The sequence below is a fragment of the Kitasatospora sp. NPDC090091 genome (assembly GCF_044747365.1).
GTDB lineage: Bacteria > Actinomycetota > Actinomycetes > Streptomycetales > Streptomycetaceae > Kitasatospora.
On the sequence record NZ_JBIVDY010000037.1, the window covers coordinates 25828 to 48637 of the forward strand.

Annotated in this window: 19 protein-coding genes and 1 pseudogene; 12 read left to right on the forward strand and 8 right to left on the reverse strand. The window is 72.9% G+C overall.

What is annotated here, in order from left to right; translation table 11 throughout:
- The first annotated feature begins 74 nt into the window (after positions 1–74).
- The gene (locus tag ACIPSC_RS37485; RefSeq protein WP_400834345.1) at positions 75–602 is read left to right on the forward strand and encodes a nitroreductase/quinone reductase family protein; all 528 of its coding nucleotides are present in this window, start codon (positions 75–77) and stop codon (positions 600–602) included.
- A gap of 153 nt (positions 603–755) precedes the next feature.
- Here the strand turns inward: ACIPSC_RS37485 and ACIPSC_RS37490 are convergent, their stop codons facing one another.
- Positions 756–1127, reverse strand: coding sequence for a hypothetical protein (locus ACIPSC_RS37490; RefSeq protein ID WP_400834348.1), 372 nt, complete (start codon positions 1125–1127; stop codon positions 756–758).
- Positions 1128–1185: 58 nt separating this feature from the next.
- Positions 1186–1527, reverse strand: a complete 342-nt coding sequence (locus ACIPSC_RS37495) for an ASCH domain-containing protein (RefSeq protein ID WP_400834351.1) — start codon at positions 1525–1527, stop codon at positions 1186–1188.
- A gap of 244 nt (positions 1528–1771) precedes the next feature.
- Between ACIPSC_RS37495 and ACIPSC_RS37500 the strand changes: the two genes are divergently transcribed.
- Together ACIPSC_RS37500 and ACIPSC_RS37505 are read left to right on the forward strand one after the other, a co-directional pair.
- Complete coding sequence (locus ACIPSC_RS37500) at positions 1772–3028, forward strand: M64 family metallopeptidase (RefSeq protein ID WP_400834354.1); 1257 nt, start codon at positions 1772–1774, stop codon at positions 3026–3028.
- Positions 3029–3313: 285 nt separating this feature from the next.
- Positions 3314–4483 (forward strand): low temperature requirement protein A, encoded by a 1170-nt coding sequence (locus ACIPSC_RS37505; protein WP_400834357.1) that lies wholly within the window; start codon positions 3314–3316, stop codon positions 4481–4483.
- Positions 4484–4523: 40 nt separating this feature from the next.
- Here ACIPSC_RS37505 and ACIPSC_RS37510 read toward each other — a convergent pair whose 3' ends face one another.
- Both ACIPSC_RS37510 and ACIPSC_RS37515 read right to left on the reverse strand, forming a co-directional pair.
- Positions 4524–5153: a LysE family translocator gene (locus ACIPSC_RS37510; protein WP_400834360.1), complete on the reverse strand. Its 630-nt coding sequence runs from the start codon at positions 5151–5153 to the stop codon at positions 4524–4526.
- On the reverse strand, positions 5150–6688 hold the full coding sequence (locus ACIPSC_RS37515; RefSeq protein WP_400834363.1) for a DUF885 family protein: 1539 nt from the start codon (positions 6686–6688) through the stop codon (positions 5150–5152). The genes ACIPSC_RS37510 and ACIPSC_RS37515 overlap by 4 nt, the downstream gene beginning before the upstream one ends.
- Positions 6689–6741: 53 nt before the next feature.
- On the opposite strand from ACIPSC_RS37515, the gene ACIPSC_RS37520 reads away from it, so the two are divergent.
- Positions 6742–8190 carry a PLP-dependent aminotransferase family protein gene (locus tag ACIPSC_RS37520; RefSeq protein ID WP_400834366.1) on the forward strand — a complete coding sequence of 483 codons (1449 nt, stop codon included), beginning with the start codon at positions 6742–6744 and terminating at the stop codon, positions 8188–8190.
- A 34-nt stretch (positions 8191–8224) separates the two neighbouring features.
- On the opposite strand, the gene lysA is transcribed toward ACIPSC_RS37520, so the two are convergent.
- Both lysA and ACIPSC_RS37530 read right to left on the reverse strand, forming a co-directional pair.
- Positions 8225–9676, reverse strand: coding sequence for a diaminopimelate decarboxylase (lysA, locus tag ACIPSC_RS37525; RefSeq protein WP_400834369.1), 1452 nt, complete (start codon positions 9674–9676; stop codon positions 8225–8227).
- Positions 9677–9985: 309 nt separating this feature from the next.
- Positions 9986–10690 (reverse strand): DUF5995 family protein, encoded by a 705-nt coding sequence (locus ACIPSC_RS37530; protein ID WP_400834372.1) that lies wholly within the window; start codon positions 10688–10690, stop codon positions 9986–9988.
- Between the two features lie 332 nt (positions 10691–11022).
- Between ACIPSC_RS37530 and ACIPSC_RS37535 the strand changes: the two genes are divergently transcribed.
- The 7 genes from ACIPSC_RS37535 to ACIPSC_RS37565 all read left to right on the forward strand — a co-directional run bounded on the left by ACIPSC_RS37535 (position 11023) and on the right by ACIPSC_RS37565 (position 20651).
- Complete coding sequence (locus ACIPSC_RS37535; protein WP_400834375.1) at positions 11023–12393, forward strand: histidine-type phosphatase; 1371 nt, start codon at positions 11023–11025, stop codon at positions 12391–12393.
- Between the two features lie 170 nt (positions 12394–12563).
- On the forward strand, positions 12564–13352 hold the full coding sequence (locus ACIPSC_RS37540; protein ID WP_400834378.1) for a class I SAM-dependent methyltransferase: 789 nt from the start codon (positions 12564–12566) through the stop codon (positions 13350–13352).
- A 102-nt stretch (positions 13353–13454) separates the two neighbouring features.
- A complete protein-coding gene (locus tag ACIPSC_RS37545; RefSeq protein ID WP_400834380.1) occupies positions 13455–14339 on the forward strand; it encodes a DMT family transporter in 885 nt (294 codons plus the stop codon).
- Positions 14340–14584: 245 nt separating this feature from the next.
- On the forward strand, positions 14585–16075 hold the full coding sequence (locus ACIPSC_RS37550; RefSeq protein WP_400834383.1) for a Dyp-type peroxidase: 1491 nt from the start codon (positions 14585–14587) through the stop codon (positions 16073–16075).
- Positions 16076–16102: 27 nt separating this feature from the next.
- Positions 16103–18211: a flavin monoamine oxidase family protein gene (locus tag ACIPSC_RS37555; RefSeq protein WP_400834386.1), complete on the forward strand. Its 2109-nt coding sequence runs from the start codon at positions 16103–16105 to the stop codon at positions 18209–18211.
- Positions 18208–20040 carry an alpha-keto acid decarboxylase family protein gene (locus ACIPSC_RS37560; protein WP_400834388.1) on the forward strand — a complete coding sequence of 611 codons (1833 nt, stop codon included), beginning with the start codon at positions 18208–18210 and terminating at the stop codon, positions 20038–20040. The genes ACIPSC_RS37555 and ACIPSC_RS37560 overlap by 4 nt, the downstream gene beginning before the upstream one ends.
- 158 nt (positions 20041–20198) lie before the next feature.
- On the forward strand, positions 20199–20651 hold the full coding sequence (locus tag ACIPSC_RS37565; protein WP_400834391.1) for a DUF5959 family protein: 453 nt from the start codon (positions 20199–20201) through the stop codon (positions 20649–20651).
- Positions 20652–20659: 8 nt separating this feature from the next.
- On the opposite strand, the pseudogene ACIPSC_RS37570 reads toward ACIPSC_RS37565, so the two are convergent.
- Positions 20660–20977, reverse strand: a pseudogene (locus ACIPSC_RS37570) (transposase); the annotation flags it as partial.
- On the opposite strand from ACIPSC_RS37570, the gene ACIPSC_RS37575 reads away from it, so the two are divergent.
- Entirely contained in the window at positions 20882–21775 is an 894-nt protein-coding gene (locus ACIPSC_RS37575; protein ID WP_400834436.1) for an IS5 family transposase, read from the forward strand. The pseudogene ACIPSC_RS37570 and the gene ACIPSC_RS37575 sit on opposite strands and share 96 nt — an antisense overlap.
- Before the next feature lie 7 nt (positions 21776–21782).
- On the opposite strand, the gene ACIPSC_RS37580 is transcribed toward ACIPSC_RS37575, so the two are convergent.
- Positions 21783–22682: an aminoglycoside phosphotransferase family protein gene (locus tag ACIPSC_RS37580; RefSeq protein ID WP_400834394.1), complete on the reverse strand. Its 900-nt coding sequence runs from the start codon at positions 22680–22682 to the stop codon at positions 21783–21785.
- Between the last annotated feature and the right edge of the window lie 128 nt (positions 22683–22810).

Sequence of the window (22810 nt, forward strand, 5' to 3'; positions counted from 1 at the left end):
TGTGTCGCGGGTCTGGGCGCCGTCGGCGGCCGGGGCTATCGTCCTGTCGGGAGCGCAGTGTGTGGGAGGTCGCCATGTCGGTCGAACGCCCGTCGGGGACGCCGAAGTCGTCGAAGGCGCCGCGGGTCCCGCCGCGCTGGTTCATCCGGCTGGCCTGGTCGGTGCACCGGGGGATCTACCGCATCCTCGGCCGCCGGGCCGGGCTGTGGCGGCCGGGGCGCAAGGGCTGGGGCACGCTGCAACTGACCACCACCGGGCGTCGCACGGGCCGGGAGCGCAGCGTCATCATCGGGTATTTCGAGGACGGGCCGAACCTGGTCGCGCTGGCGATGAACGGGTGGGGCGCGGCCGAGCCTGCCTGGTGGCTCAACCTGCAGGCGCAGCCGGACGCGGTCGTCGACCTGGTCGACGGGCGGCGGCCGGTGCGCGCGCACGCCGCGGCGGGCGAGGAGCGGCAGCGGTTGTGGGCGCGCTGGCTCACCGTCGACGCGAACCTGGACGCCTTCGCGGCGCTGCGGCCGGCCGAGACGGCGGTGGTGGTCCTGGCGCCACGACCCGACGCGGCGGCGGACGCGGCGGCAGACGCAGCGGCGACAGGCTGACCAACCCGCCCGGGCGGCGGACGAAGTGTCAGGTGTCCGACGACCAGGAGGCGGACGAGGCGTCGGGGCCGTAGCCGTGGCCGGAGCGGGCGACGGTGTCCCGGGCGGCGCGGCCGCCGAGCAGGCCGGTCGCTGCAGGCGTCACGGGCGGCGTCACGACGGGCGAGGGCGGATGGCCAGGCCCGGGCGGCGGCGGTGCACCGTCAGGTAGACGACGCCGTCCGGCCCCGCCGACACCCCGCGCGCGGCACCGCGCGGCAGCAGGCGCAGCACGCCGGGCCGCAGGTCGTGGGCGGTGCCTGCGCAGCGAAGTGTGCCCTCACCGGAGAGCCCGACGACCAGCACGTCCAGATCGGGTTCAACGTGGTCGGTGACGGTGGCGGCCGGGCGCAGCCGCACCACGTTGGCGTCGAGCTGCCGGTCGTCGCCGGTCAGTCGCCAGAGCGCCCCGGCCGCGTCGGCGGCGGCCTCGCGCAGCAGGTCGTCCAGGATCACGCCGTCGTCGTGGGCGTCCGAGTCCGTCATGCCGGACATCATCGCATCGGTCCGGCGGGCCGGCTTCGGAGCACCCGCCCGGGCCTCGTCACGGGGCGAGCCGCAGGTGGATCGCGAGGACGCCGAGCGCCTCCTTCTCCGGCGGGTAGATCTCACGGCAGGCGGCGAGGAGTTCGCTCCGGCTCCTGCCCTCGCCGCCGATCGCCCGGTGGTCCTCCGTGTCGAGCATCGCCTCGAAGGACTCGTACTCGGCGACCTTCACCACCCGGGCACGGCAGCGCGCGTCGCCGGACTCGAAGGCGAGCACGTGGCCGGCGCGGATCCGGCGCATGCTCGGGTAGCCGACGCGCACCTCGACGGTCTTGGCTCCGCCGGCGATCAGGTCGAGGTAGGGGCGGCGGATGTGGATGACGCGGTCGGGGTCGGTCATGGGTGCCGGTCTCCGCTTCCATGGTGGGCGAACGGGGATGGTCGAGAGCGGCCGGGGGACGGCCGGGCGCCTCCGTGGGTCACAGAGCGGGGGCCGCCGCGGCGAGAGTAACCCGCGAGGGCGCCGTCCGATCCCTGGCCTGATGCCATGTCATATATGTACGATCGGCCTTCAGTCCCCCCTCGAAGGAGCCCCGGTGCGCAAACGCAGGTGGACCTCTGCCATCCTGATGACTGTCATGTCCATGGCCATTCTTGCGGCGTCGCCCGCAGGAGCAGCGCCCGACGGGCACGGGCAGGCGCCCGGCAGTCGGCAACAGGTCGAGGTCTTCGCCGAGGACGGCGGGATCGGCCGGGCGAACGTCTCCCCCGCCTCGCCCTACCTCGCCGACCGTACGCACGCCCTCGCGGCCGACGGCGCCGTCACCCCGCTCCTCCAGAACGGCAGCACCGACACCAAACTGGACGTGGTGGTGATCGGCGACGGCTACACCGCCGGCGAGCAGGAGAAGTTCCGCGCCGACGCCGCCGCCAAGTGGCAGGAGGTCAGCGCCGTCGAGCCGTACACCACCTACCGCAACCTGTTCAACGTCTGGGCGGTGGAGGCCGTCTCCGCACAGTCCGGTATCACCGGGGACCCGGACCGGGCCGCCGTCCGGGACACCGCCCTCGGATCGTACTTCTGGTGCGAGGACATCGAGCGCCTGCTCTGCGTCGACGTCGAGGCCGTGGAGCGCTACGCCGCCAAGGCCCCGCAGGCCGACCTCGTCCTGGTGGTCGCCAACAGTGCCAAGTACGGCGGCGCCGGCTACAACGACGTGCAGTCCCCGCTCGGGTACGAGGGCATCGCCACGGTGGCCGGCGGAAACAACCGCTCCGGCCAGATCGCCGTGCACGAGACCGGCCACTCCCTGGGCAAGCTGGCCGACGAGTACTACTACGACGGCCAGGGCACCTACCAGGGCGCGGAACCCGCCGAGTCCAACATCAGCACCCTGACCACCGACCGGATGCGCCGCGAGCGCGCCAAGTGGTACCGGTGGCTGGGCCGGACCTCACCCGACGGCGGAACCGTCGGCGCGTACGTCGGCGGCGGCTACTACCCCGACGGGATCTTCCGGCCGACGGAGAACTCGATCATGCGATCGCTCGGCCGCGAGTTCAACCTCCCCGGACGCGAGGCGATGATCGCCGGGTTCTACCGCCACGCCACGACCATCACCAGCACCACGCCCGCGAACTCCACGCTCGACTCGTCCGGCCGGCTCACCGTCGACCTCCCCGTCCCCGGCACCACGCTCCGCTGGTACTCCGACGGCCGCGAGCTGACCCACCTGCGCGGCCGCACCACCATCCCGCTCTCCTCCTTCGGCTTCGCCGCCGGCCCGCGCGGCATCGGCTACCGGCTGACCGCGGTCGCCACCGACCCCACGCCGGACGTGCTCGACCCGGCCCTGCGGCCGTCCCTCACGGGCACCCTGTCCTGGTGGGTCACCGGCTGACGCCCCGAGGAGGTCGGCAACGGGCCGCGCCCCCACCGGGGCGCGGCCCGACCACTCGGTCACCCTCACGCTGACCTACGCAGCAACTGTCCGTCTCCGCAGGTCTGGTCGGGATCCTCGACCAGGCACAGGTGCGTCCTGGTTCCCTGACGACGTTCATCGAGGTCGTCGAGGTGACAGATGGCCGTTCGGATTATCCGCCCGCGGACGGAGCCGACAGTCGAGAGGCCCCTCCCTGTGGCGCGCCCCGGGCGGGTGGGTGTGGTGGGCGGGCAGAGTGGGGGGATGGAATCGGAAGAGGCGGTGCCGCAGGAGCAGCGGGCGGGCTGGTTCGAGCTCTTCTTCGACCTGGTGTTCGTCGCCACCGTCGCCGTGCTGGCGCACGACCTGCACGGCGATCCCGGGGCGAAGGAGTTCGGCACCTTCCTGGTGCTGTTCTTCCCGGCCTGGTGGGCGTGGGCCAACCTCACGGTCACCATCAACGTGTTCGGCTCCGACACCCCCCGCAGCCAGGCGCTGCTGCTCGGTGCGATGCCCGGCCTCGGGCTGATGGCCGCCGCGGCGCCGGACGGGCTGGGCGACCGGGCCTGGGCGTACGCGCTGGGCGCGGCGTGGGTGCGGCTCGGCTTCTTCGCCATCTGGATCGGCCGGGCCCGCGACCCCGAGAGCCCGCTGCCCGTCTGGCGGCCGGTGCTCTACTGCCTGGTGCCGGCCACGCTCTGGGCGGTGTCGGCGGCCGTGCCGAACCCCGGCAGGTTCGTCCTGTGGATCGTCGCGGTCGCGCTGGAGGTGGTGCTGCTGGCCGTCCGCGCCGGCATCACCGCCGAGTTCTACAGCCGGCTCTCCACGGAACACCTGGTCGAACGGATCGGGCTCTTCGTCGTCATCGTGCTCGGCGAAAGCGTCTACACCGTCGTCCTCACCCTCGCCGACCACTTCACCCGGCCGTCCGCGCTGGCCGCGCTGCTCGCCTTCGTGGTGGTGGCCGAGCTCGCGATGATCTTCTTCACCTGGGGCACCACGGAGGCCGCCCGCGGCCTCGGCCGGGCGCAGGCCGGCGGCGCCGACCGGGCCATCCGCGACACGGTGATGTACCTGCCGTTCGTCCTCGTCTCGGGCATCACGGTGGTCGCCGCCGCCCTCGGCACCGCGGTGGCCGAGCCCGACCATGCTCTGCCGCCCGGCTCCCGCTGGGCGCTGTGCGGGGGCATCCTCGCCTTCTACTCCGCCAACGCCGCCATCTCCCTGCGGTACGGCGATCCGGTGCGCACCGTCCTCGGCTGGTACCTGCCCTGTCTGGTGCTCACCCTGGCCGGGCTGGTACCGGCGTCGGTGTTCCTGCCCGCATGGGCGGCCGTGGCCTGCGCCGCCGCGGTGGTGTTCGCCCTGGCCAAGCTCGCCAAGCACCGCCGGGCCGCCCGGCGCCGGGCCACCGGGGCGGTGGCGGCGTCGTAGGAGGCGGGCCCGGCAGGACGAACGGGCGGCGCGGCCGCGTTCAGACGAACACCAGCGCCGCCAGGCCGAGGTGGACGCCGCCGATGGCGTAGGACAGCCGCCGCTCCCGGCGCGGTGTCCCGCGGAGCCGGCCGGTGAACGCGGCGCCGAGCAGGGCGTAGCAGAGGTCCAGGGCGAGGGCCAGGGCCAGGAACGCCACGCCCAGGACGAGCATCCGGGCCCGGGTGTCCTCGGCGGGCAGCCCGGCCGGCACGAACTGCGGGAGGAAGGCCACGAAGAACAGGACCACCTTGGGGTTGAGCAGGTTGATCAGGACCGCGTCGCCCCAGACCCGGAGCAGCGGCCGCCGGGCCGGCCGGTCGTCGCCCGGGGCGCCGCCGACGTCCGGGGGCGGGCGTCGGCGGAGGGCCCGTACGCCCAGGTACGCGAGGTAGCCGGCGCCCGCGTAGCGCAGCACGGTGAAGGCGAGCGGGTGGTCGGAGACGAGCGCCGCCAGGCCGCCGACGGCGGCCAGCACGTGCAGGAGCGTGCCGGTCTCCACACCGAGGGCCGCGACGAGGCCGGCCCGCCGCCCGTCCTGCGCGCTCCGCGTGACGATGTGCACCAGGTTGGGCCCCGGCACCGCGACCACCGCCAGTGAGGCCAGCAGGAAGCCGGCGAGCGAGGTCATCCGCGGTCCAGCGCCGTGGGCAGCAGGCCGAGGGGCGGGGCGCCGAGATCGAACAGCGCGGTGTGGAAGCGCCGCAGCGAGAAGCCGTCGCCCCAGCGCGCCCGGGCCTGCTCGCGCAGGTCGAGGATCGCGAACTTGCCCCAGGTGTACCGGCCGTAGGTGGGGTCGAAGAGCCCGCGCCGGGCCTCGTGCAGGGCGGCCGGGCCGGCCAGGGCGACGTCCTCGGTGAACCGCGCCGCCGCGTCCGCGAGGCTCATGGCACCGGTGTGCAGCCCGATCGCGCAGGCGAATCGGGTCACCCGGCGCAGGGCGTCCTGGGCGACGGCCACGGCGAAGCGCGGGTCGCCGTCGCGGTAGCCCTGCTCCAGGGCCAGCTCCTCGCAGTAGTGGGCCCAGCCCTCGATGAACGCCTCCGAGTGGAGCGTGCGGCGGACGTCGGTCGGCGCCCGGCGCAGCGCCCGGCCGTGGCTGGCGTGCCCGGGGGCGACCTCGTGGATAGCCATGTTGGGCATCAGGGTGCGGTTGAAGCCGGTCGCCAGCCACTGGTCGCGCTCGGCCCGGCTCCAGCCGGTGTCCGGGAGGCTGACCCGGAAGCCGGCGGGCGCGTCGGCCTCGTACGGCGCGGCCGCGAACAGCCCTGCCGGCGAACGGCGCTGGGATTCGGGCATCGGCTCGACGACCACCTCGACGTCGTGGTGGGGCACCAGGTCGTGCCGGGCGGTCCAGGCGACCGACTCGTCGACGAGCTTGCCGAACTCCGCCAGCAGGCCCTCGGCGGTGGGGTGGTCGGCCTGCAGTGCCCGGACGGTGTCGGCGGGCGCGGCGCCGGGGGCGATGCGGCGCAGCGACTCGTCGAGCAGCGCGCGCAGCCGGTCCCGTTCGGCGTCCACCCGGGCGGACATCGCGGTGAGGTCCGGGGTGCCGGCCTCGGCCGCGCCGAGCAGCCGGGCGAGGGCGGGGCCGCCGAGCGCCGCCGACTCCGGGCCCAGGGCGGCGGCCCGCTCCAGGTGGGCCAGCAGCCGGCGGAGGGCCCGGCGGGCGGCGGTGTGGACGTGGCCGCCCCGGGGGTCGATGAAGGAGGCCAGTCCGCGGGCGAGCGGCAGGGTGGCTTCGGCCAGTGGTGCCGGCACGCGGTCCAGTGCCTCGACGGCCGCGTCGACGGCGTCCGGCCACTCGGCGAGGTGGGCCCGCCGGGCCGCGTCCCGCTCGGGCTGCGGCGCGTACGGGCGGTCGTAGCCGGACAGGTCCAGGTTCTCGATGTGCCAGAGGGGGTTGCTCCGGTGCAGTTCGAGTTCACCGAAGCGCACCCGGAGGGCCTCCTCGGCGGCGGCCGCGTGCGCCTCGTCGTGCGGGTCCGGGTAGGGCTCGGTGCCGGCCGGGCCGCCCAGCGCGGCGAGGCCGCGGCGCACGCCGTCCGGGGAGAGGTCCTGGACGGCACCGTCGTAGCGGTGCAGGCCGGCGCCGTCCCGCGCGGCGACGACGGAGAGGTCACAGACGGCGGCCAGTCGGGGGTCGGGGAGTGCGGTGGATGTCATGCCGTTAGCCTCGTTCGTCGGCGGCCCGTCCGCCCGTGCCAATGGAGGGGAAAGTGGACCGGAACCGGGGGACGTCGGAGCCCGCCGAGCTGATCGACCTGCTGGGGGAATGGAGTTCGGCCGAGGGGCCGCTGTACCGGCGGCTCACCGACGCGTTCGTCCGGGCCGTGCGGTCCGGGGACCTGCGCCCCGGCGACCGCCTGCCGCCCGAGCGCCCGCTCGCCGACGCGCTCTCGGTCAGCCGGGCGACGGTGGTCGCCGCCTACGACGCGCTGCGCGGCTCCGGGCTGGTCGAGACCCGTCGGGGCAGCGGCACCCGGGTGACGGGAGGCGCCGAAGCCCACCGGCACCCGCCGGACGGGCGGGTGCCCGGTGGCCAGGCCACCGCGGTGATCCAGCGACTGCTGACGCAGCCGCCGGACGTCATCTCGCTCGGGCAGGCGGCCGAGGCCGGCGGGCCGGACCTGGGCCGGGCGCTGAACGACCTCGTCCGCGAGGACCTGCCCGAGCTGCTCCGCGACGCGGGCTACCACCCGGCCGGGCTGCCCGCGCTGCGGGCGGCGATCGCCGACCACCACGGCGCGCACGGCCTGCCGACGACGCCCGACCAGGTGGTGGTGACCACCGGCGCCACCCAGGCCGTCACCCTGACCGCACGGCTCCTCCTCGGACGCGGCGCGACGGCGGTCGTGGAGTCCCCGGGGTGGCCGGGCTGCCTGGACGTCCTCCGGGCGGCCGGCTCACGGCTGGTCGGCGTCGGACTCGACTCCGACGGCATCCGGATCGACCGGCTCGCCGCCGCGCTCGCCGAGCACCGGCCCGCGCTGCTCTACGTCATGCCGACCTTCCACAACCCCACCGGCACCCTGATGTCCGCCGGCCGCCGACGCCGGGTGGCCGAGCTCGCGGCCGAGCACGGCGTGCCGATCCTGGAGGACAGCGCCCACGCGGCGGCCCTCGCGCCCGGACAGGCCCCGCCGGCGATCGCTGCGCACCCCGCCGGCGGCACCGTGGTGACGGTGGGTTCGCTGGCCAAGGCGGTCTGGGGCGGCCTGCGGATCGGCTGGATCCGCGCGCCGCGGGAGGCCGTGGCCCGCCTGGCCCGGCTCAAGGCGCTCGACGACCTCGGCAGCCCGCTGCTCGACCAGGCGCTCGCGGCGCGGCTGCTCCCCGCCCTCCCCGCCCTCGCCCCCGAGCGGGAACGGCTGCGGCGGGAGCGGCTCGCCACCATGACGTGGCTACTCACAGAACACCTCCCGGAGTGGCGCTGGCAGTCCCCGCAGGGCGGCTCCGCGCTCTGGGCCCGGCTCCCCGCCGGCAGCGACGCGCGGGTCTACGCGCAGCTGGCCCTGCGGCACGGCGCGGAGGTCGTTCCGGGCGCCACCATGGACCCGACGGGCGCCCACGACGACCACCTCCGGGTGCCGTTCTCCTTTGCCCCGGACACCGCTGCCGCCCTGGTCGCCCGCCTCGCCACAGCCTGGGCCGCCCTCCCCCGCTGACGCTCCCTCGGACAGCGTGCTGGGCGACGTGGTGTCAGCGGCCGACCTCGCGGGCGCGGAAGTCCTCGACCGTCTCGCGCCGGATCAACAGGCGGGCCCGGCCGTCGCGGACTGCCACCACCGGGGGCCGGCCGACCAGGTTGTAGCCGGAGGCCATCGAGAGCTGGTAGGCCCCCGCCGCCGGAACGGCGAGCAGGTCTCCGGGCCGCAGGTCGGCGGGGAGCTGCGCGCCGCGGACCAGGACGTCGCCGGCCTCGCAGTGCCGGCCGACGACGTCGAAGACGCCTGTCGCGGTACCCGCGGTGGGCCGGCCGACCGGACGGACGTCGTAGGCGGAGCCGTAGAGGGCGGGGCGGGGGTTGTCGCTCATGCCGCCGTCGACGGCGGCGAAGGCCCGGCCGTCGGCGGTGTGCTTCACCGCCAGCACGCGGTAGACCGCGACCGCGGCGGGTGCGGCGACCGCCCGGCCGGGTTCGACCAGCAGCCGGGGCACGGCGAGGCCGTGCTCGGCGCAGCGGGCGGCGAGGTGGGCGGTGGTCCCGGCGGCGAAGCGGGCGGGGTCCAGCTCCTCGTCCTGCGAGCGGTACCGGACGCCGTGGCCGCCGCCGAGGTCCAGCTCGGGCAGCTCGACGCCGTGCCGGTCGCGGAGGTCGGCCATGAGCTCGACGAGGCGGTCAAGGGCGGTGCGGTAGGGCGTGGTGTCGGTGATCTGGGAGCCGAGGTGGCAGTGCAGGCCGGTGAGTTCGAGGCCGGGCTGGGCGAGGATGCGGTCGACCGCCTCGGCCGCGTCGCCGCCGGCGATCCGGAAGCCGAACTTCTGCCCGTCGACGCCGGTGCGGACGGCGCTGTGGTGCCCGGCGGCGACGCCCGGCACCACCCGCACCAGTACGCGCTGCGGGGCGTCGGCGACGGCGAGGGCGGCGAGGCGGGGGATCTCGGAGAGGCTGTCGACCACGATCCGGCCGACCCGCAGCCGGCGGGCGAGCCGGAGCTCCTCCGGGGTCTTGGCGTTGCCGTGCAGCAGGATCCGCTCTGCAGGGAACCCCGCGGCGGTGGCCAGGCGCAGTTCGCCGGCCGAGCAGACGTCCAGGCCGAGCCCCTCCTCGGCGATCCAGTCGGCCATCGCGCTGCACAGGAACGCCTTGGCGGCGTAGAAGACCTCGGCCTTCGGCAGGGCGCGGCGGTAGGCCCGGGCGCGGGCCCGGACCTCGTCCTCGTCGAGCACGTACAGCGGGGTGCCGAAGCGGTCGGCGGCCTCCGCCAGCCCGACGCCGCCGATCATGAGCTCACCGGCGGCACCGGGCCGGGCCGAGGCCGGCCACGGGCTGCCGAGCGCGGGTGCGGACGGGCCCGACGGCGCGGACGGGGTCGAGGGGGTGGACGGAGCGGCCGGAGTGGCCGGGTGGCCGGCGGGCGGGACAGGTGCCGGGGCCGGTACCGGAAGGGCGGGCGGCGCGGACGTGGCGGCTGCGGCAGTGGTCGTCATGGGACGGTGCTCCTGCTCGGGTGGGAGAGGACGGCGCGGGTTGCTTCGCCGGGCGGATCGCCCCGACGGCTGCCGCCCGCAGCTCCAGTGCACCCCCTCCGCCACGCCGTGGCGCCGCTCCTTGACGCATGCCGTACACGGACCGGCTCGGTTTTGCCGCGACGTTGATGGGCGGCGGCCGTCCGTCACCCGCCGGCCTGCCGCGGCGCCCGAGCACGACGTCGGCCTCCGAGGTCCCGGGCGGGACCTCGGAGGCCGATGACAGCGCGTACGGGTGGGCGCCCCCGCGACCCCCGCCGCGCGCCCTCGTCAGCCGGCCGGCGGCGGGACGACCGGGGCGAGGATCATGGTGCTGGTGGCGTTCACGCCCCCGGCGATGGCGGTGAGGTGGAAGGCGTACTCGGCGGGGTTGTTCCGCGCGGCCCAGAGCTGGGTGGCGTTGACCCAGGCCGTCTCACGGGCCGTCGACATGCTGAACGAGGTGACGGCGTGCTTGAGGTCCTCGGCGGGCCCGGTGGCGATCTTGACGATCTGCAGCTCGAACTCGGCGCGGATCTCCGCCTCCACACTGGCGAGCAGGTCGTTGACCTTCTCGAAGTCCTCGTGGACCGGCGGGACCTCGGGCGCGGTGTTCCGCTCCTTGCAGGTCTCGACGACGGCCAGGGCGAGGTCGTGGTTGATGTGGGCGTTCATGCCGGCCAGCGCGAACTGGATCGGCCAGATGACCCGGTTCCCGCGTGCCGCGAAGAGCGGCTGCCAGGGGACCTCGGCCCGGCGGCCGGCCTTGGCGGCGTCGACGTTCTTCAGGTAGTGCCCTGCGAAGATCACGTCCATCCGCTCCAGGAACGCATTGTCCTTGAACGTGCCTACGGTGACGTGCTCCTTGACCAGTTTCGTCACCTTCAGGTAGACGCGGTTGAAGCAGGCCACGCCGTCGCGGGGGTCGAGCTCCGCGTCGATCTCCTCCATCCGGGAGATCACCGCATCGATGGTGGTGGGGAGTTGAGCTGGCATCACAGGCCTTCCGTGGGACGGGTCGACTCGGGCGCCGGGCGGCACGGGACCGGGTGGCGGACACTGGGTGCGGCGGCGCCGCCTGAAGGATAGTGCGTACACCAATGGAAGTCGGGGAGGCCGGCCGTCCCGGCGGGGCGTCACGAACACCGGCTCCGAGGACGTCGAAGCCCGAGCGCACGGGCACCGACAACAGGCCTCACGTGCAACACCGTTAAGCCGCCCTTCATCCGGTTCACAGCCCGGCGTCGGCGGCGATTCCCGTGGCCGCGCGACCCTGTCGGGCGACCGAGGCTACCCGGTAGTAGCCAGCTGCGACCGAAGGACCCGCGTTGAAGCGCACCGCTCTCCTCTCCGCCGCCATGACCGTCCCCCTCACGGTCGGTGTGCTGTGTGCCGCAGGAACCGCGTCCGCGCGGGACCTGACCGGTGCTCCGCACGCCGCCCAGGACCTGTACGGCACCAAAACCCCGTACGCACCGCAGGAGAAGCCGAGCCGCTACCAGAAGCCGCCCAAGGGCTTCAGCCCGGTGTTCACCGAGAACGTCGCCCGTCACGGCTCCCGGGCCATGTCGGACGGCGAGGACGGCGAAGCGGTGCTCGCCCTGCTGCGGCAGGCCGGGCAGCAGGGCGCCCTCACCGAGCTCGGCGAGGAGCTGGGCCCGCAGGTGCAGTCGCTCCTGGACGCGGCGTCGGCCCTCGGCTACGGCAACCTCTCCGCGCGCGGCGCGCAGGAGCACCACGAGACCGCGCTGCGCATGGAGCAGCGCCTTCCGTCCCTGTTCGGGAGGATCGCCGCCGAGCACGAGCCCATCGTGGTCGAGACGTCGGGCGTGGCGCGCACCGTGGCGAGCGCCGAGGCCTTCACCCGCGGTCTGACCGAAGGGGACCCGGCGCTGGCGGGCGTGATCAAGGCCCCGGTCACCGACAAGAACCTGCTGTACTTCCACAAGCAGCCGCAGAACGCCGACTACCAGGCCTACCTGGCGAGCGACCCGGAGCTGGCCACGGTGCTCGCGAAGATCGACGCCGACCCCCGCACCGGCGAAGCCGCGCACCGCGTCGTCGCCCGCCTGTTCCACCGCGACTTCGTCGCCGCCCTCCCGGCCGCCGCGCAGGTCTCCTTCGCGCGCTCGCTCCACCAGCTCTTCGCCGCGGCGCCCGATCTGAGCGTCGAGGCACCGGACGTCGACCTCACCCGCTTCCTCGCCCCGCGCGACGCCCAGTGGTTCGCCTACCTGGACGACGCCGAGGAGTTCTACCAGAAGGGCCCCGCCTTCAGCGGACGCACGATCACCTACAGGATGGCCGGCGTCCTCCTCGACGACCTCCTCGCCCAGGCCCGGGCGAAGGCGGACGGCTCCAGCGACAAGGGCGCCGTCCTTCGCTTCACCCACGCCGAGGAGATCGAGCCGCTCGCCGCGCTGATGGGCCTGCCCGGCAGCACCGAGCCCGCCGGGCCCGGCACGCCGTACACCTACCGGAACAACCCCTGGCGCGGCGCCGACGTCTCCCCCATGGGCGCGAACATCCAGTGGGACCTGTTCACGAACAAGCCCGCCGACGGCAAGCCGGCCGACTACCTCGTGCGGATGCTCTACAACGAGAAGGAGACCGCCTTCAAGGCCTCCTGCAAGCCCGTCACCCGGGGCAGCCACTTCTACGACCTCAACGAACTCCAGCGCTGCCTCGGCCACGGCTGACCGCACGCCGGCCCGCCGCCGCCCCGCGCCCTCGACCGGCACGGGGCGGCGGCCGTTCCGCCTTCGGGGCACCCCCGCGACACGCGGGCAGGAACGTCACTGCACGGCGGACGCGCCGGTTCGCGCTGGAATGGCCAGGCAGTGCGGACCGTCGACGAGGGGGCTTTCCCATGGCAGCAGGGACTGTGGATTCCGGCCCGGTGCAGGTGCTGGACGTCTCCGGCCCCGCGTACCGCCGGGCCTTCGAGCTGTTCCTCGCCGGGACCGACGAGAAGCCGCTCACCCACGCCCGGCTGAGCGAGGTCGTCGCCGGGCTGGAGCACCGCGGGGTGCTGCTGGACGTGGGCGCGGGCGAGGGCCGGACCACCGCGCACCTGGCGCGCCACTTCGAGCGCACGGTGGCCGTCGAACCCAGCGCGGCGATGCGCGAGAAGCTCCGCACGGCCTGCCCCGAGGCGCTGGTGCTGCCCGAGCCGATCGACCGTGCGCAGCCGCCCGAGCCGGCGGACCTCGTCCACCTCTCGCACGTGCTGTACTACGTGCCGGCCGAGGAGTGGCTGCCGATGGTCGGCCGGGTCCTGGGCTGGACGGCGCCCGGCGGGACTCTCCTGGTGGTGCTCCAGAACCCGGAGAGCCCCTGCATGCGGATGGCCGCGCACTTCACCGGCGTCCGCTACGACCTGCGGCCGCTGGCCGACAGCCTGCGCGAGCGCGAGCCGGCGCACGAGTACGCGCTGGAGACGCTCGACCTCCACTACCGGACCGACCGCCTCGACGAAGCGGTGGACGTCGCCGAGTTCATGGTGAACGTGGCCGACCTGGCCACCATGGACCCGCTGCCGGACCGCGGCGAGCTGGCGGCCTACGTTCGGCGGCACTTCGCCCGGCCGGACGGCGGCTACGTCATCGGCCACACCCAGGACATGCTGACGGTCCGGCGGGCGCGAACGTCCGGGTGAGACGGCGGGGCGAGGCGGCCGGGCTGCGTGCCCGGCGGGACCGGCGGGCCGCCCGCGATATTTCGGTGGGGACCGAAGCCTGCAGGGCATAGGTTCACCGGCATGGATCTCTCTGTGGCGGGCACGTCCCGAATCGACGGCAAGACACTGGCGGCCGCTTCCACGACGGTGTTGCTCTGGGCGTCCGCGTTCGTGGCGATCCGCAGCGCCGGTGCGCACTTCGGGCCCGGGGCGCTCGCGCTCGGCCGACTGCTGGTGGGGGCGGTGGCCCTGCTCGCCCTGCTGGTGTACCGGCGGGAGGGGCTGCCGCCGCGGGCGGCCTGGCCGGGGATCGCCGCCTCGGGCGTGCTCTGGTTCGGGCTCTACATGGTCGCGCTGAACTGGGGTGAAAAGCAGGTCGACGCCGGCACGGCCGCCATGCTGGTCGGCATCGGGCCGGTGCTGATCGCGCTGCTGGGCGGCCGGCTGCTCAACGAGGGATTCCCGCCCAAGCTGCTGGCCGGGATGGCCGTCTCGCTCGGCGGGGCGGTCGTGGTGGGCTTCTCCATGTCGGGCGGGGGCGGCAGCTCGGTGCTCGGCATCCTGCTCTGCCTGCTGGCGGCGGCGGTGTACGCGGGGGGCGTGGTGAGCCAGAAGCCGGCCCTGCGGCACGCCACGCCGCTCCAGGCGACGACCTTCGGCTGCCTGATCGGCGCGGTGGCCTGCCTGCCGTTCGCACCGCAGCTGGTCTCGGACCTGGCGGACGCTCCGCTGTCCGCGACCCTGAACGTGGTGTACCTGGGCCTGTTCCCGACCGCGCTGGCGTTCACCACCTGGGCGTACGCGCTCTCCCGCACGACGGCGGGCCGGATGGGCGCGACGACGTACTCCGTCCCGGCCCTGGTGGTGCTGATGGCGTGGACGGTGCTGGGCGAGGCGCCCGGGGTACTGACCCTGGCGGGCGGCGCCCTCTGCCTGGCCGGCGTCGCGGTCTCCCGGCGCGGCTGACGGGAGCGGCCGCGGCCCCGCCGCCACCGGAGCCGGGCCGCCACGGGCCCTCCGGATCCGGCGCCGGCGGCGGGACCGCACCGCATGCGCAGGCCGTCACTCGAACTCCCCCGTGACGCTCGGTGAGCCCGTCGGGAGGCTGACCTCCGGTTGACAGCGCTCTCGACGGCGAAGCTACGTTGGGTATTGCTGCTGTCACGTCTCGTGACAGTTCCTGCCTGCTGCCCACCGCGAGGAGCCCGAGCGTGACCACCACCCCCACCCGTCCCACCACCGTGCCGTCCATCGAGCAGTTGCCCCAGCCGAAGCTGCGCACGAACACCGACATCCAGGGCAACATCCTGGCGGCGTTCAACAAGGACTTCACGGACTTCCGCTACCTGCACTTCCCGGACGCCGCCAAGGGCCGCGGCTGGCTCTCCGCGATCCTCAACACCGTCGCGACGACCAACGAGACCGAGGACTTCAACGAGCAGTACTCACTGGCCCGCCGGGCCTTCGGCCGCGACCCCGCCCTCACCACCGTCCGCTGCGGGGTCTCGCTCACCTTCGAGGGCCTGGTGACCGTCGCCAGCAACCCCGACCAGGTCAAGAAGGACCTCAGCGGCTTCCCGGCCTTCTCCGCGGGCGCGGCCGCGCGGGCCGAGGCCCTCGGGGACGCCGACGAGAGCGACCCCAAGCACTGGCTGTTCGGTGCCGGCACCGGCGACAAGGCCGTGCACGCCGTCCTCATCGTCGCCGCCGACACCGAGGAGCTGCTGAAGGAGAAGCTGAAGAACCTCGACGCGGTCGAGAACGCGCACCAGATCACCCGCGTCCACGTGGACCAGGGCCGCACCCTGACCGGCCCGCTCAAGGGGCACGAGCACTTCGGCTACAAGGACGGCATCTCCCAGCCCGGCGTGAAGGACTTCCACCGGGAGGACCCGGACAACAAGGGCTTCCGCGACAACCACGCCGGGACCGAGCTGATCGAACCCGGCGAGTTCGTCTTCGGCCACAAGAGCGAGGCGGGCGACCGCAAGGCGCCCGCCTGGATGAAGAACGGCTCGCTCCAGGTGGTGCGCCGGCTGCGCCAGGACGTCGCGGGCTGGAACAAGGCCGTGGTGAAGGGCGTCGAGAACTTCACCGGGACGATGGACCCCAACCGGCTCGGCGCCTGCCTGGTCGGCCGCGCCAAGGACGGCACGCCGCTCGCCCCGCCGACCGGTGCCCTCACCGGTCTCGGCTCCGACCGCAACGACTTCGACTACAAGAACGACCCGATCGGCCAGCACACCCCCTGGGTCGCGCACATCCGCCGCACCCACCCGCGCGCCTTCGCCGGCATCGGCGACAACAAGCCCAAGAGCCACCGGCTGATGCGCCGGGGCATTCCGTACGGCCCGGCGTTCCAGGGCGGCGCGGACGACGGCAAGGACCGCGGGCTGATGTTCGTCTGCTACGGCACCTCGCTGGAGATGCAGTTCGAGCTGCTCCAGCAGCACTGGGCCAACGACCCGAACTTCCCTCCCGGGGACCCGACGGGCGCCCCGCACGTCCCCAACGGCCCGGACAAGGTCATCGGCCTCGCCGGCAAGGCCGAGATCGGCCTTGCGGACGGCACCTCCGGCACCGTCGACATGAAGCGTTTCGTCCGCACCACGGGCGCGCTCTACGCCTTCACCCCCTCGATCAGCACCCTGCGCCTCCTCGCCGAGGGCAAGGACCTCCCCAACAAGCCGGTCGGGTCCTGACCGCCGCACGCCGCGAGGAGACACACCATGGAGAACCCCGTCATCGAGGGCACGGCCAACGACCGCGCCCGCTGGCAGACCTGCCAACAGCTGGCGCGCGAGCTGCTGCTCGTCGGCCCGGACGGCAAGGACCAGAAGCTGCGCTACCTCGACGTCCTGATCAAGGACGGCATCCCGGAGACGGACCAGCCCAAGGACGTGCTGATCGTCGGCGCGGGCATCGCGGGCCTGGTCGCCGGGAAGCTGCTCAAGGACGCCGGGCACAACGTCACCATCCTGGAGGCCAACGCCAGCCGGGTGGGCGGGCGGATCAAGACCTTCCGCGCCGCCGACGACGACGCCGACACACCGTTCTACGACCCGGAGCAGTACGCGGAGGCGGGGGCGATGCGGCTGCCCAGCTTCCACCCGCTCACGCTGGCCCTGGTCGACAGCCTCGGCCTGCAGCGGCAGCTGTTCTTCAACGTCGACGTCGACCCGGACACCGGCAACCAGAACGCGCCGGTCCCGCCGGTGGTCTACGAGTCCTTCGAGCCCGGCAAGGTCTGGAAGTACGGCGCGGACAGCCCGGACTTCCGCGAGCCGGCCAAGCGCTTCAACTCGTGGATCCGCACCAACCGGATCCAGGCCCGCCGCAAGGAGTACACCGCCGACCCGAGCTGCATCAACGAGGGCTTCCACCTCACCGGCGACGAGGTGCGGATCACCGCGGCCGACATGGTCAACCAGGCGCTGGAGCCGGTCCGCGACTACTACTCGGTGATCAAGGACGGCAAGCGGGTGAACAAGCCGTTCGCCGAGTGGCTGGACGGCTGGGCCCGGGTGATCCGCGACTTCGACGGCTACTCGATGGGCCGCTTCCTGCGCGAGTACGCGGGCTTCAGCGACGAGGCCATCGAGGCGATCGGCACCATCGAGAACATGACCTCGCGGCTGCACCTGGCCTTCTTCCACACCTTCCTGGGCCGCAGCGACATCGACCCCAAGGCCACCTACTGGGAGATCGCGGGCGGCAGCTGGAAGCTGCCCGACGTACTCGCCGCGGAGCTCCGGGACGAGCTGCGGATGGGCGAGCGGATGATCCGGATGGAGTACTGGGACCCCCGCCGGGACGGCGGAGGCGCCCGCGACGTCGGCCCGATCGGGCCGCAGGTCGCCGTCCGGACCGTCCCCGAGGACGACCCGGAGGCCGAACCCACCGTCTGGAAGGGCGACTTCGCGATCGTCACGGTCCCGTTCTCCGCCCTGCGGTTCGTCCAGGTGACGCCCCCGTTCTCCTACAAGAAGCGCCGGGCGATCATCGAGACCCACTACGACCAGGCCACCAAGGTGCTGCTGGAGTTCTCCCGCCGCTGGTGGGAGTTCACCGAGGCGGACTGGAAGGCCGAACTCGACTCCATCGCCCCCGGCCTGTACGAGTACTACCAGCGGGCCGGCGAGGACGACGCCGAGGCGGCGGTGGCCGCCGCCCACAACGGCCACCGGCCTCCGCGCAACCTGCCGGACGTGCTGCTCGGCGCGCACCGGAGCGTGGACGAGCACCGCATCAGCCAGGGCCAGCGGGACGTCTACCAGAACACCCCGCTGCTGCGGGCGAGCGTGCGCCCCGCCACCGACTGCTTCGGCGGCGGCTCGACCACCGACAACCCCAACCGCTTCATGTACTACCCCTCGCACCCGGTGCCCGACGGCGAGGGCGGCGGTGTCGTGCTGGCCAGCTACAGCTGGTCGGACGACGCGGTGCGCTGGGACTCCATGGAGGACGACGAGCGGTACGTCTACGCGCTGCGCAACCTCCAGTCGGTGCACGGGCGGCGGATCGAGGTGTTCTACACCGGCTACGGCAAGACCCAGAGCTGGCTGCGCGACCCGTACGCCTTCGGCGAGGCGGCGGTGTACACCCCGCACCAGATGACCAGCTTCCACCTCGACGTGGTCAAGCCGGAGGGTCCGGTGCACTTCGCCGGCGAGCACGTCTCGCTCAAGCACGCCTGGATCGAGGGCGCGGTGGAGACCGCCGTCCGGGCGGCCATCGCCGTGCACGAGGCGCCCCCGCCGCCGCCCCCCGCGGAGCGGGAGATCCGGCCCGAGGTGCAGGTCCGCCGGGAGAGCCGGCAGGAGGAGCTGAGCCGATGAGCGGCAGCGACGAATGGACGGTGGCCCGCTATCTGGCCACCAGGCTGGAGCAGCTGGGCATCCGGCACCTGTTCGGGGTGCCGGGCGACTTCCTCGGCCCGTTCCTGACGATCATGCACGAGACCACCGCGGTGCGCTGGGTCGGCACCCCGACCGAGATGGGCGGCGGCTACGCCGCGGACGCCTACGCCCGGGTGCGGGCCGCCGACGCCGACCTTGAGAAGGGCGAACTCGGCGTCGGCGCCGTCGCGGTGACGTACGGGGTGGGCGCGTTCAGCGTGCTCAACGCCGTCGGCGGCGCCTACGTCGAGGACGTGCCGCTGATCGCGATCAATGCGGCGCCCTCCTACGAGCAGTGGCTCAACCAGCAGGCCGTCGGCCTGCTCACCTCGCACATGAGCCCGCGCCGGGAGAGCAACCTCGACGTCTACCGCCAGGTCACGGTGGACGCGCAGGTGCTCTCCAACCCGGGGCTCGCGCCCTCGCAGATCGACAGCGCGATCACGGCGTGCCTGACCGAGCGCAAGCCCGTCTACCTGGAGGTCATGGAGGACCTCTGGCACGCGCCGTGCGCGCCCCCGCAGGGCGAACTCCGCGCTCACGAGCGGCCGTTCACCCAGCGGAACCAGGAGATGCTGGACAAGGCGGTCACCGCGGCGGTGGAGCTGATCAGGAAGTTCGGCACACCGATCGTCTGGGCCGGCGAGGAACTCGTGCGCCAGCGGCTGGAGGACGAGCTGCTGGACTTCGTCCAGCTCACCCGGATGCAGTTCTGCACCACGGTCGGCGCGAAGTCCGTGGTCTCCGAACGGCACCCGCTGTTCGCCGGCGTCTACAACGGCAGGGCGAGCCTGCCGGAGATCCGGCAGACCTTCAAGAACGCCGGGTGCCGGATCGGCCTGGGCACCTGGTCCACCTCCAAGAACCTCGGCGGCGAGCAGTCGATCGGCGACGACTGGATCGTGGCGGCCCGGGGCGGCGTCAGCGTCGGCGCCAAGTACTTCCCCGAGGTCCAACTCGGCCGGTTCATCCCGGCCCTGCGCGAAGGGCTGGGCGCGCAGACCTTCCCGGCCGACCACTTCGCGCTGGCCCACGCCGCGGGCCTGGACGTCCCGGCCAGCACGACCGCCTTCCTGGACTCGCTGAGCTCCGACGAGTACCCGGCGGAGCTGACGTACGACAGCTTCTTCGAGCACGTCAACCACTTCCTCGAGCACCGGGCGACCGGGGGTGACCCGGAGAGCCCCTCGCCGTTCACGGTGGTCTCGGACGCGGCGTTCGCGCTGCTCGGCTCGATGAACCTGAGGATCACCGAGCGGGCCGGCTTCCTCGCCCAGAACAGCTGGCTGTCCATCGGCTACTCGGTCGGCGCGGCCACCGGCGTGGCGCTGGGCCGGCAGCAGCCGATGAAGCGGCCGATGGTGTTCGTCGGGGACGGCTCGTTCCAGGAGATCTGCCAGGAGCTGTCCACCCAGGTGCGCCACCACCTGCGGCCGGTGGTCTTCGTCCTGGACAACGAGGGCTTCTACGGCATCGAACAGATGCTGGTCAGCCCCTGCTACTACAAGGAGAAGCCGTCCAACGGGGCCGACTTCTACAACGTGCTGCACCCGTGGCGGTACGAGAAGCTGGCCGAGGTGTTCGGCACGGACAAGGACCGGATGCACGGGTTCGAGCTCACCACCCACGCCGAGCTCGACGCGCTCCTGACGGACATCGCCGATGCCGGCAACGACATCAACCACGCGCCGATCCTGGCCCGCGTCCGGCTCAGCCGGCACGACTACCCGAAGGCGCTCCAGTACAAGATCGACGAGCAGTGCCCGTAGCCGTCCGCACACCGGCCCCCGTCCCCGACGGGGGCCGGTGTGCTGCACGGCCCTCAGAACCCCTAACAGAATGACGTCAGGCAACCTGGTTGTGCCTGGAGATCTGGTTCAGCACCATGAGCCCTGACAGGTGTGGGCGGGCAAGCAGGAGGTGCACGGTGGAACTGATCAGCCTCGCGGATGGCGACAACAGCCTCCGAGTGCGCGTGTTGGGGCGCAGGTCGCCGGGTGTGCTGCATCTTCATGACCTGCTCGACGCGGAGGTCCTCGTCACAAGCAGCTTCGTCAGCGGTCGGGTGGCCGCGGCCCTGTCGCCTTCCGACCTGGAGAGCTGGGCTCGCGCTCTGGACCGACTTGCCGCAGGTCAGGACATCTGTTGGAAGGACGACGACCACGGCCCCGAGATCAGGATCCAGCCGTACAACGCAGAGCACGAGACGGTCACTGTCCGTGTGGAGGACCTGGGTAGTTCGTGCGTCTCCGTGTTCATCCCGCTGTGCCTCGAAGAGGGCTGGATCGACGAACAGCGGACGCTGCTTGGGCAGGTACGGCAGGAGTGGCCGAGCGAGGTCCTCGAATCCTCATGGGGTGTCCATGAGTGGCGGTGCTGAGCTTCCGCCAGCCGGCGCCAGCGGATGAGTGCGCATCCGAGAGTGAGGAAGGCTTCGTGGATGTCGTCGCGGACCTCCCAGAGAATCCGCAGGCGGCGGAACCAGTGAAGATGGGCGAAGGCGCGCTCGACGAACCAGCGTTGGGTTCCCAGGCCAGAACCATGCTCGGTGCCCCGGCGGGCGATCATCGGCTTCACCCCGAGGTCCCAGACCAGGCGACGGTACTTGTCGTGGTCGTACCCGCGGTCGGCAAGCAGCACATCCGGGCGGCGCCGGGGTCGACCACGTTTGCCCCGCACCGGCGGTACCGCCTCCAGAAGTGGGATCCTGATGGATGCGTTGATCGCGGAAGCCGCCTCGCGCGGGCAGGTCGGACTGGCAGTGGTCAGCGTGGACTCCACGATCGTCCGGGCTCATCACGAGTCGTCCGGTCTTGCGGTCGCCGGGGAGACCCTGGACGCACTCGAGCAGGCTCTGACCGAGGAAAAGGGGTCCCCGCTGCCGCAACAGCAGGCCGTGCTGCGGGTGATGCGACAACGGCACCGGACGACGCGCCCGACTCGGCCCGGGTTCGTTCCCAGGCACGGCGTCGGCGCAAGGCCCGGGCCAAGGCGGCCGGACTCGGCCGGTCCCGCGGCGGGCTGAGCAGCAAGATCCATGCCGCTGTCGATTCCGCGGGCCTGCCGCTGGCGTTCGTACTGACCCCGGGCCAGGCAGCGGACTGTCCGCAGTTCCAGACGGTGTTGGACAAGGTCAGGGTCCGCGGCCCGATCGGCAGGCCACGCACCCGGCCGAACGCGGTGGCCGCGGACCGGGCCTACTCCTCGAAGGCCAACCGGGCCTACCTGCGCAGACGCGGGATCACAACGGTGATCCCGGAGAAGTCTGACCAGGCGGCGAACCGCAAACGCAAGGGCTCCGCCGGTGGCCGGCCCGTCACCTGCGACCCGGACCGCTACAAACAGCGCAACCACGTGGAGCGGTGCTTCCAGAAGATCAAGACCTGGCGCGGACTGGCCACCCGATGCGACAAGAGCCCCGAAAGCTACACCGCCGGCCTGCACCTTCGCGGATCAATCCTGTGGTTGAAGTCCCTGACCTCAACCACAAGATCCGAACCTTGAACAGCTCCTAGCCGATGAGGGCCTCGGTGATCTGACGGGTGGTCTGCGCGGCGACCCGGGGGTTGACGGCAGCGTAGTAGGTGTAGGCGTTCAGGGCCGTGGCCAGCGCCCAGCCGCGGCCCCGGATCCAGGTGGCGTCGTCCACGCCGAGCGCGGCGCGGAAGGCGGCCCGGCTCCCCGCCGACATCAGGGTGAAGGCGATCACCAGGTCGCAGGCCGGGTCGCCGATGCCGAGCCCGCCGAAGTCGATGACCGCGCTGAGACGGCCGTCGACGGTCAGCAGGTTGCCGGTGTGAAAGTCGCCGTGGAACCAGACCGCAGGACCATCCCATCCGGGGGCGCTGATCGCCGCTTCCCACAGCTCGGTCATGGCCGCAGTGTCGAAGGAGCCGTCGACCTCCGCGATGGCGGCCCGCGTTGCCCGATCCCGTGCGACCAGCGGCCGGACGGTGAGATCCTCGCGGGCGCCCAGGATCCGAGTCTCCCCGGGCTCGAACCGCTGGAGAGCGGTCAGGAACCTGGCCAGTTCGACGGCGGCTTCGGACGAATCGGCCAGTGTCTCGACCGTCGCCACCTCGCCGTCCAGCCAGCAGGAGACCGCCCACGGCCACGGATAACCAAAGCCGGGCTCCCCCACCCCCACTGGCACGGGGACGGCCAGTGGCAAGTGCGGGGCGAGCCGCGGCAGCCACTCGAACTCCTTCCGTGCCTGCCCGATGGCGCTGGCATGGCGGGGCAGCCGGACGGACAGCTCCTCGCCCAACCGGTAGATCACATGGTCCGAGCCAGCCGGGTCAAGCAACTCCAACGGCAGACCGGCCCACTGTGGGAACTGCGTATCGACCAGGCGCCTGACCAGTGCGGCATCGATCGCGGGGCGGATGTCCGCAGTTCTCTCGGTTGCCAAGATCAGCTCCTGGAGTCGGCCGGCCCGTGCGGCAGGCAGTTGGGCTCATCACAGTGCGTCGCAGGTCTCCTGTCGACCGGTTTTCCCGCCGGCCTCATCCGCTACAGGGTTCCGCGCGCCAGCTCTCG

Bases quoted from the DNA above. Each gene is read 5' to 3' on its own strand.
- ACIPSC_RS37485 (WP_400834345.1), top strand. From the start codon at position 75: ATGTCGGTCGAACGCCCGTCGGGGACGCCGAAGTCGTCGAAGGCGCCG.
- ACIPSC_RS37490 (WP_400834348.1), bottom strand. From the start codon at position 1,127: ATGACGGACTCGGACGCCCACGACGACGGCGTGATCCTGGACGACCTG.
- ACIPSC_RS37495 (WP_400834351.1), bottom strand. From the start codon at position 1,527: ATGACCGACCCCGACCGCGTCATCCACATCCGCCGCCCCTACCTCGAC.
- ACIPSC_RS37500 (WP_400834354.1), top strand. From the start codon at position 1,772: ATGGCCATTCTTGCGGCGTCGCCCGCAGGAGCAGCGCCCGACGGGCAC.
- ACIPSC_RS37505 (WP_400834357.1), top strand. From the start codon at position 3,314: ATGGAATCGGAAGAGGCGGTGCCGCAGGAGCAGCGGGCGGGCTGGTTC.
- ACIPSC_RS37510 (WP_400834360.1), bottom strand. From the start codon at position 5,153: ATGACCTCGCTCGCCGGCTTCCTGCTGGCCTCACTGGCGGTGGTCGCG.
- ACIPSC_RS37515 (WP_400834363.1), bottom strand. From the start codon at position 6,688: ATGACATCCACCGCACTCCCCGACCCCCGACTGGCCGCCGTCTGTGAC.
- lysA (WP_400834369.1), bottom strand. From the start codon at position 9,676: ATGACGACCACTGCCGCAGCCGCCACGTCCGCGCCGCCCGCCCTTCCG.
- ACIPSC_RS37530 (WP_400834372.1), bottom strand. From the start codon at position 10,690: ATGCCAGCTCAACTCCCCACCACCATCGATGCGGTGATCTCCCGGATG.
- ACIPSC_RS37540 (WP_400834378.1), top strand. From the start codon at position 12,564: ATGGCAGCAGGGACTGTGGATTCCGGCCCGGTGCAGGTGCTGGACGTC.
- ACIPSC_RS37545 (WP_400834380.1), top strand. From the start codon at position 13,455: ATGGATCTCTCTGTGGCGGGCACGTCCCGAATCGACGGCAAGACACTG.
- ACIPSC_RS37555 (WP_400834386.1), top strand. From the start codon at position 16,103: ATGGAGAACCCCGTCATCGAGGGCACGGCCAACGACCGCGCCCGCTGG.
- ACIPSC_RS37560 (WP_400834388.1), top strand. From the start codon at position 18,208: ATGAGCGGCAGCGACGAATGGACGGTGGCCCGCTATCTGGCCACCAGG.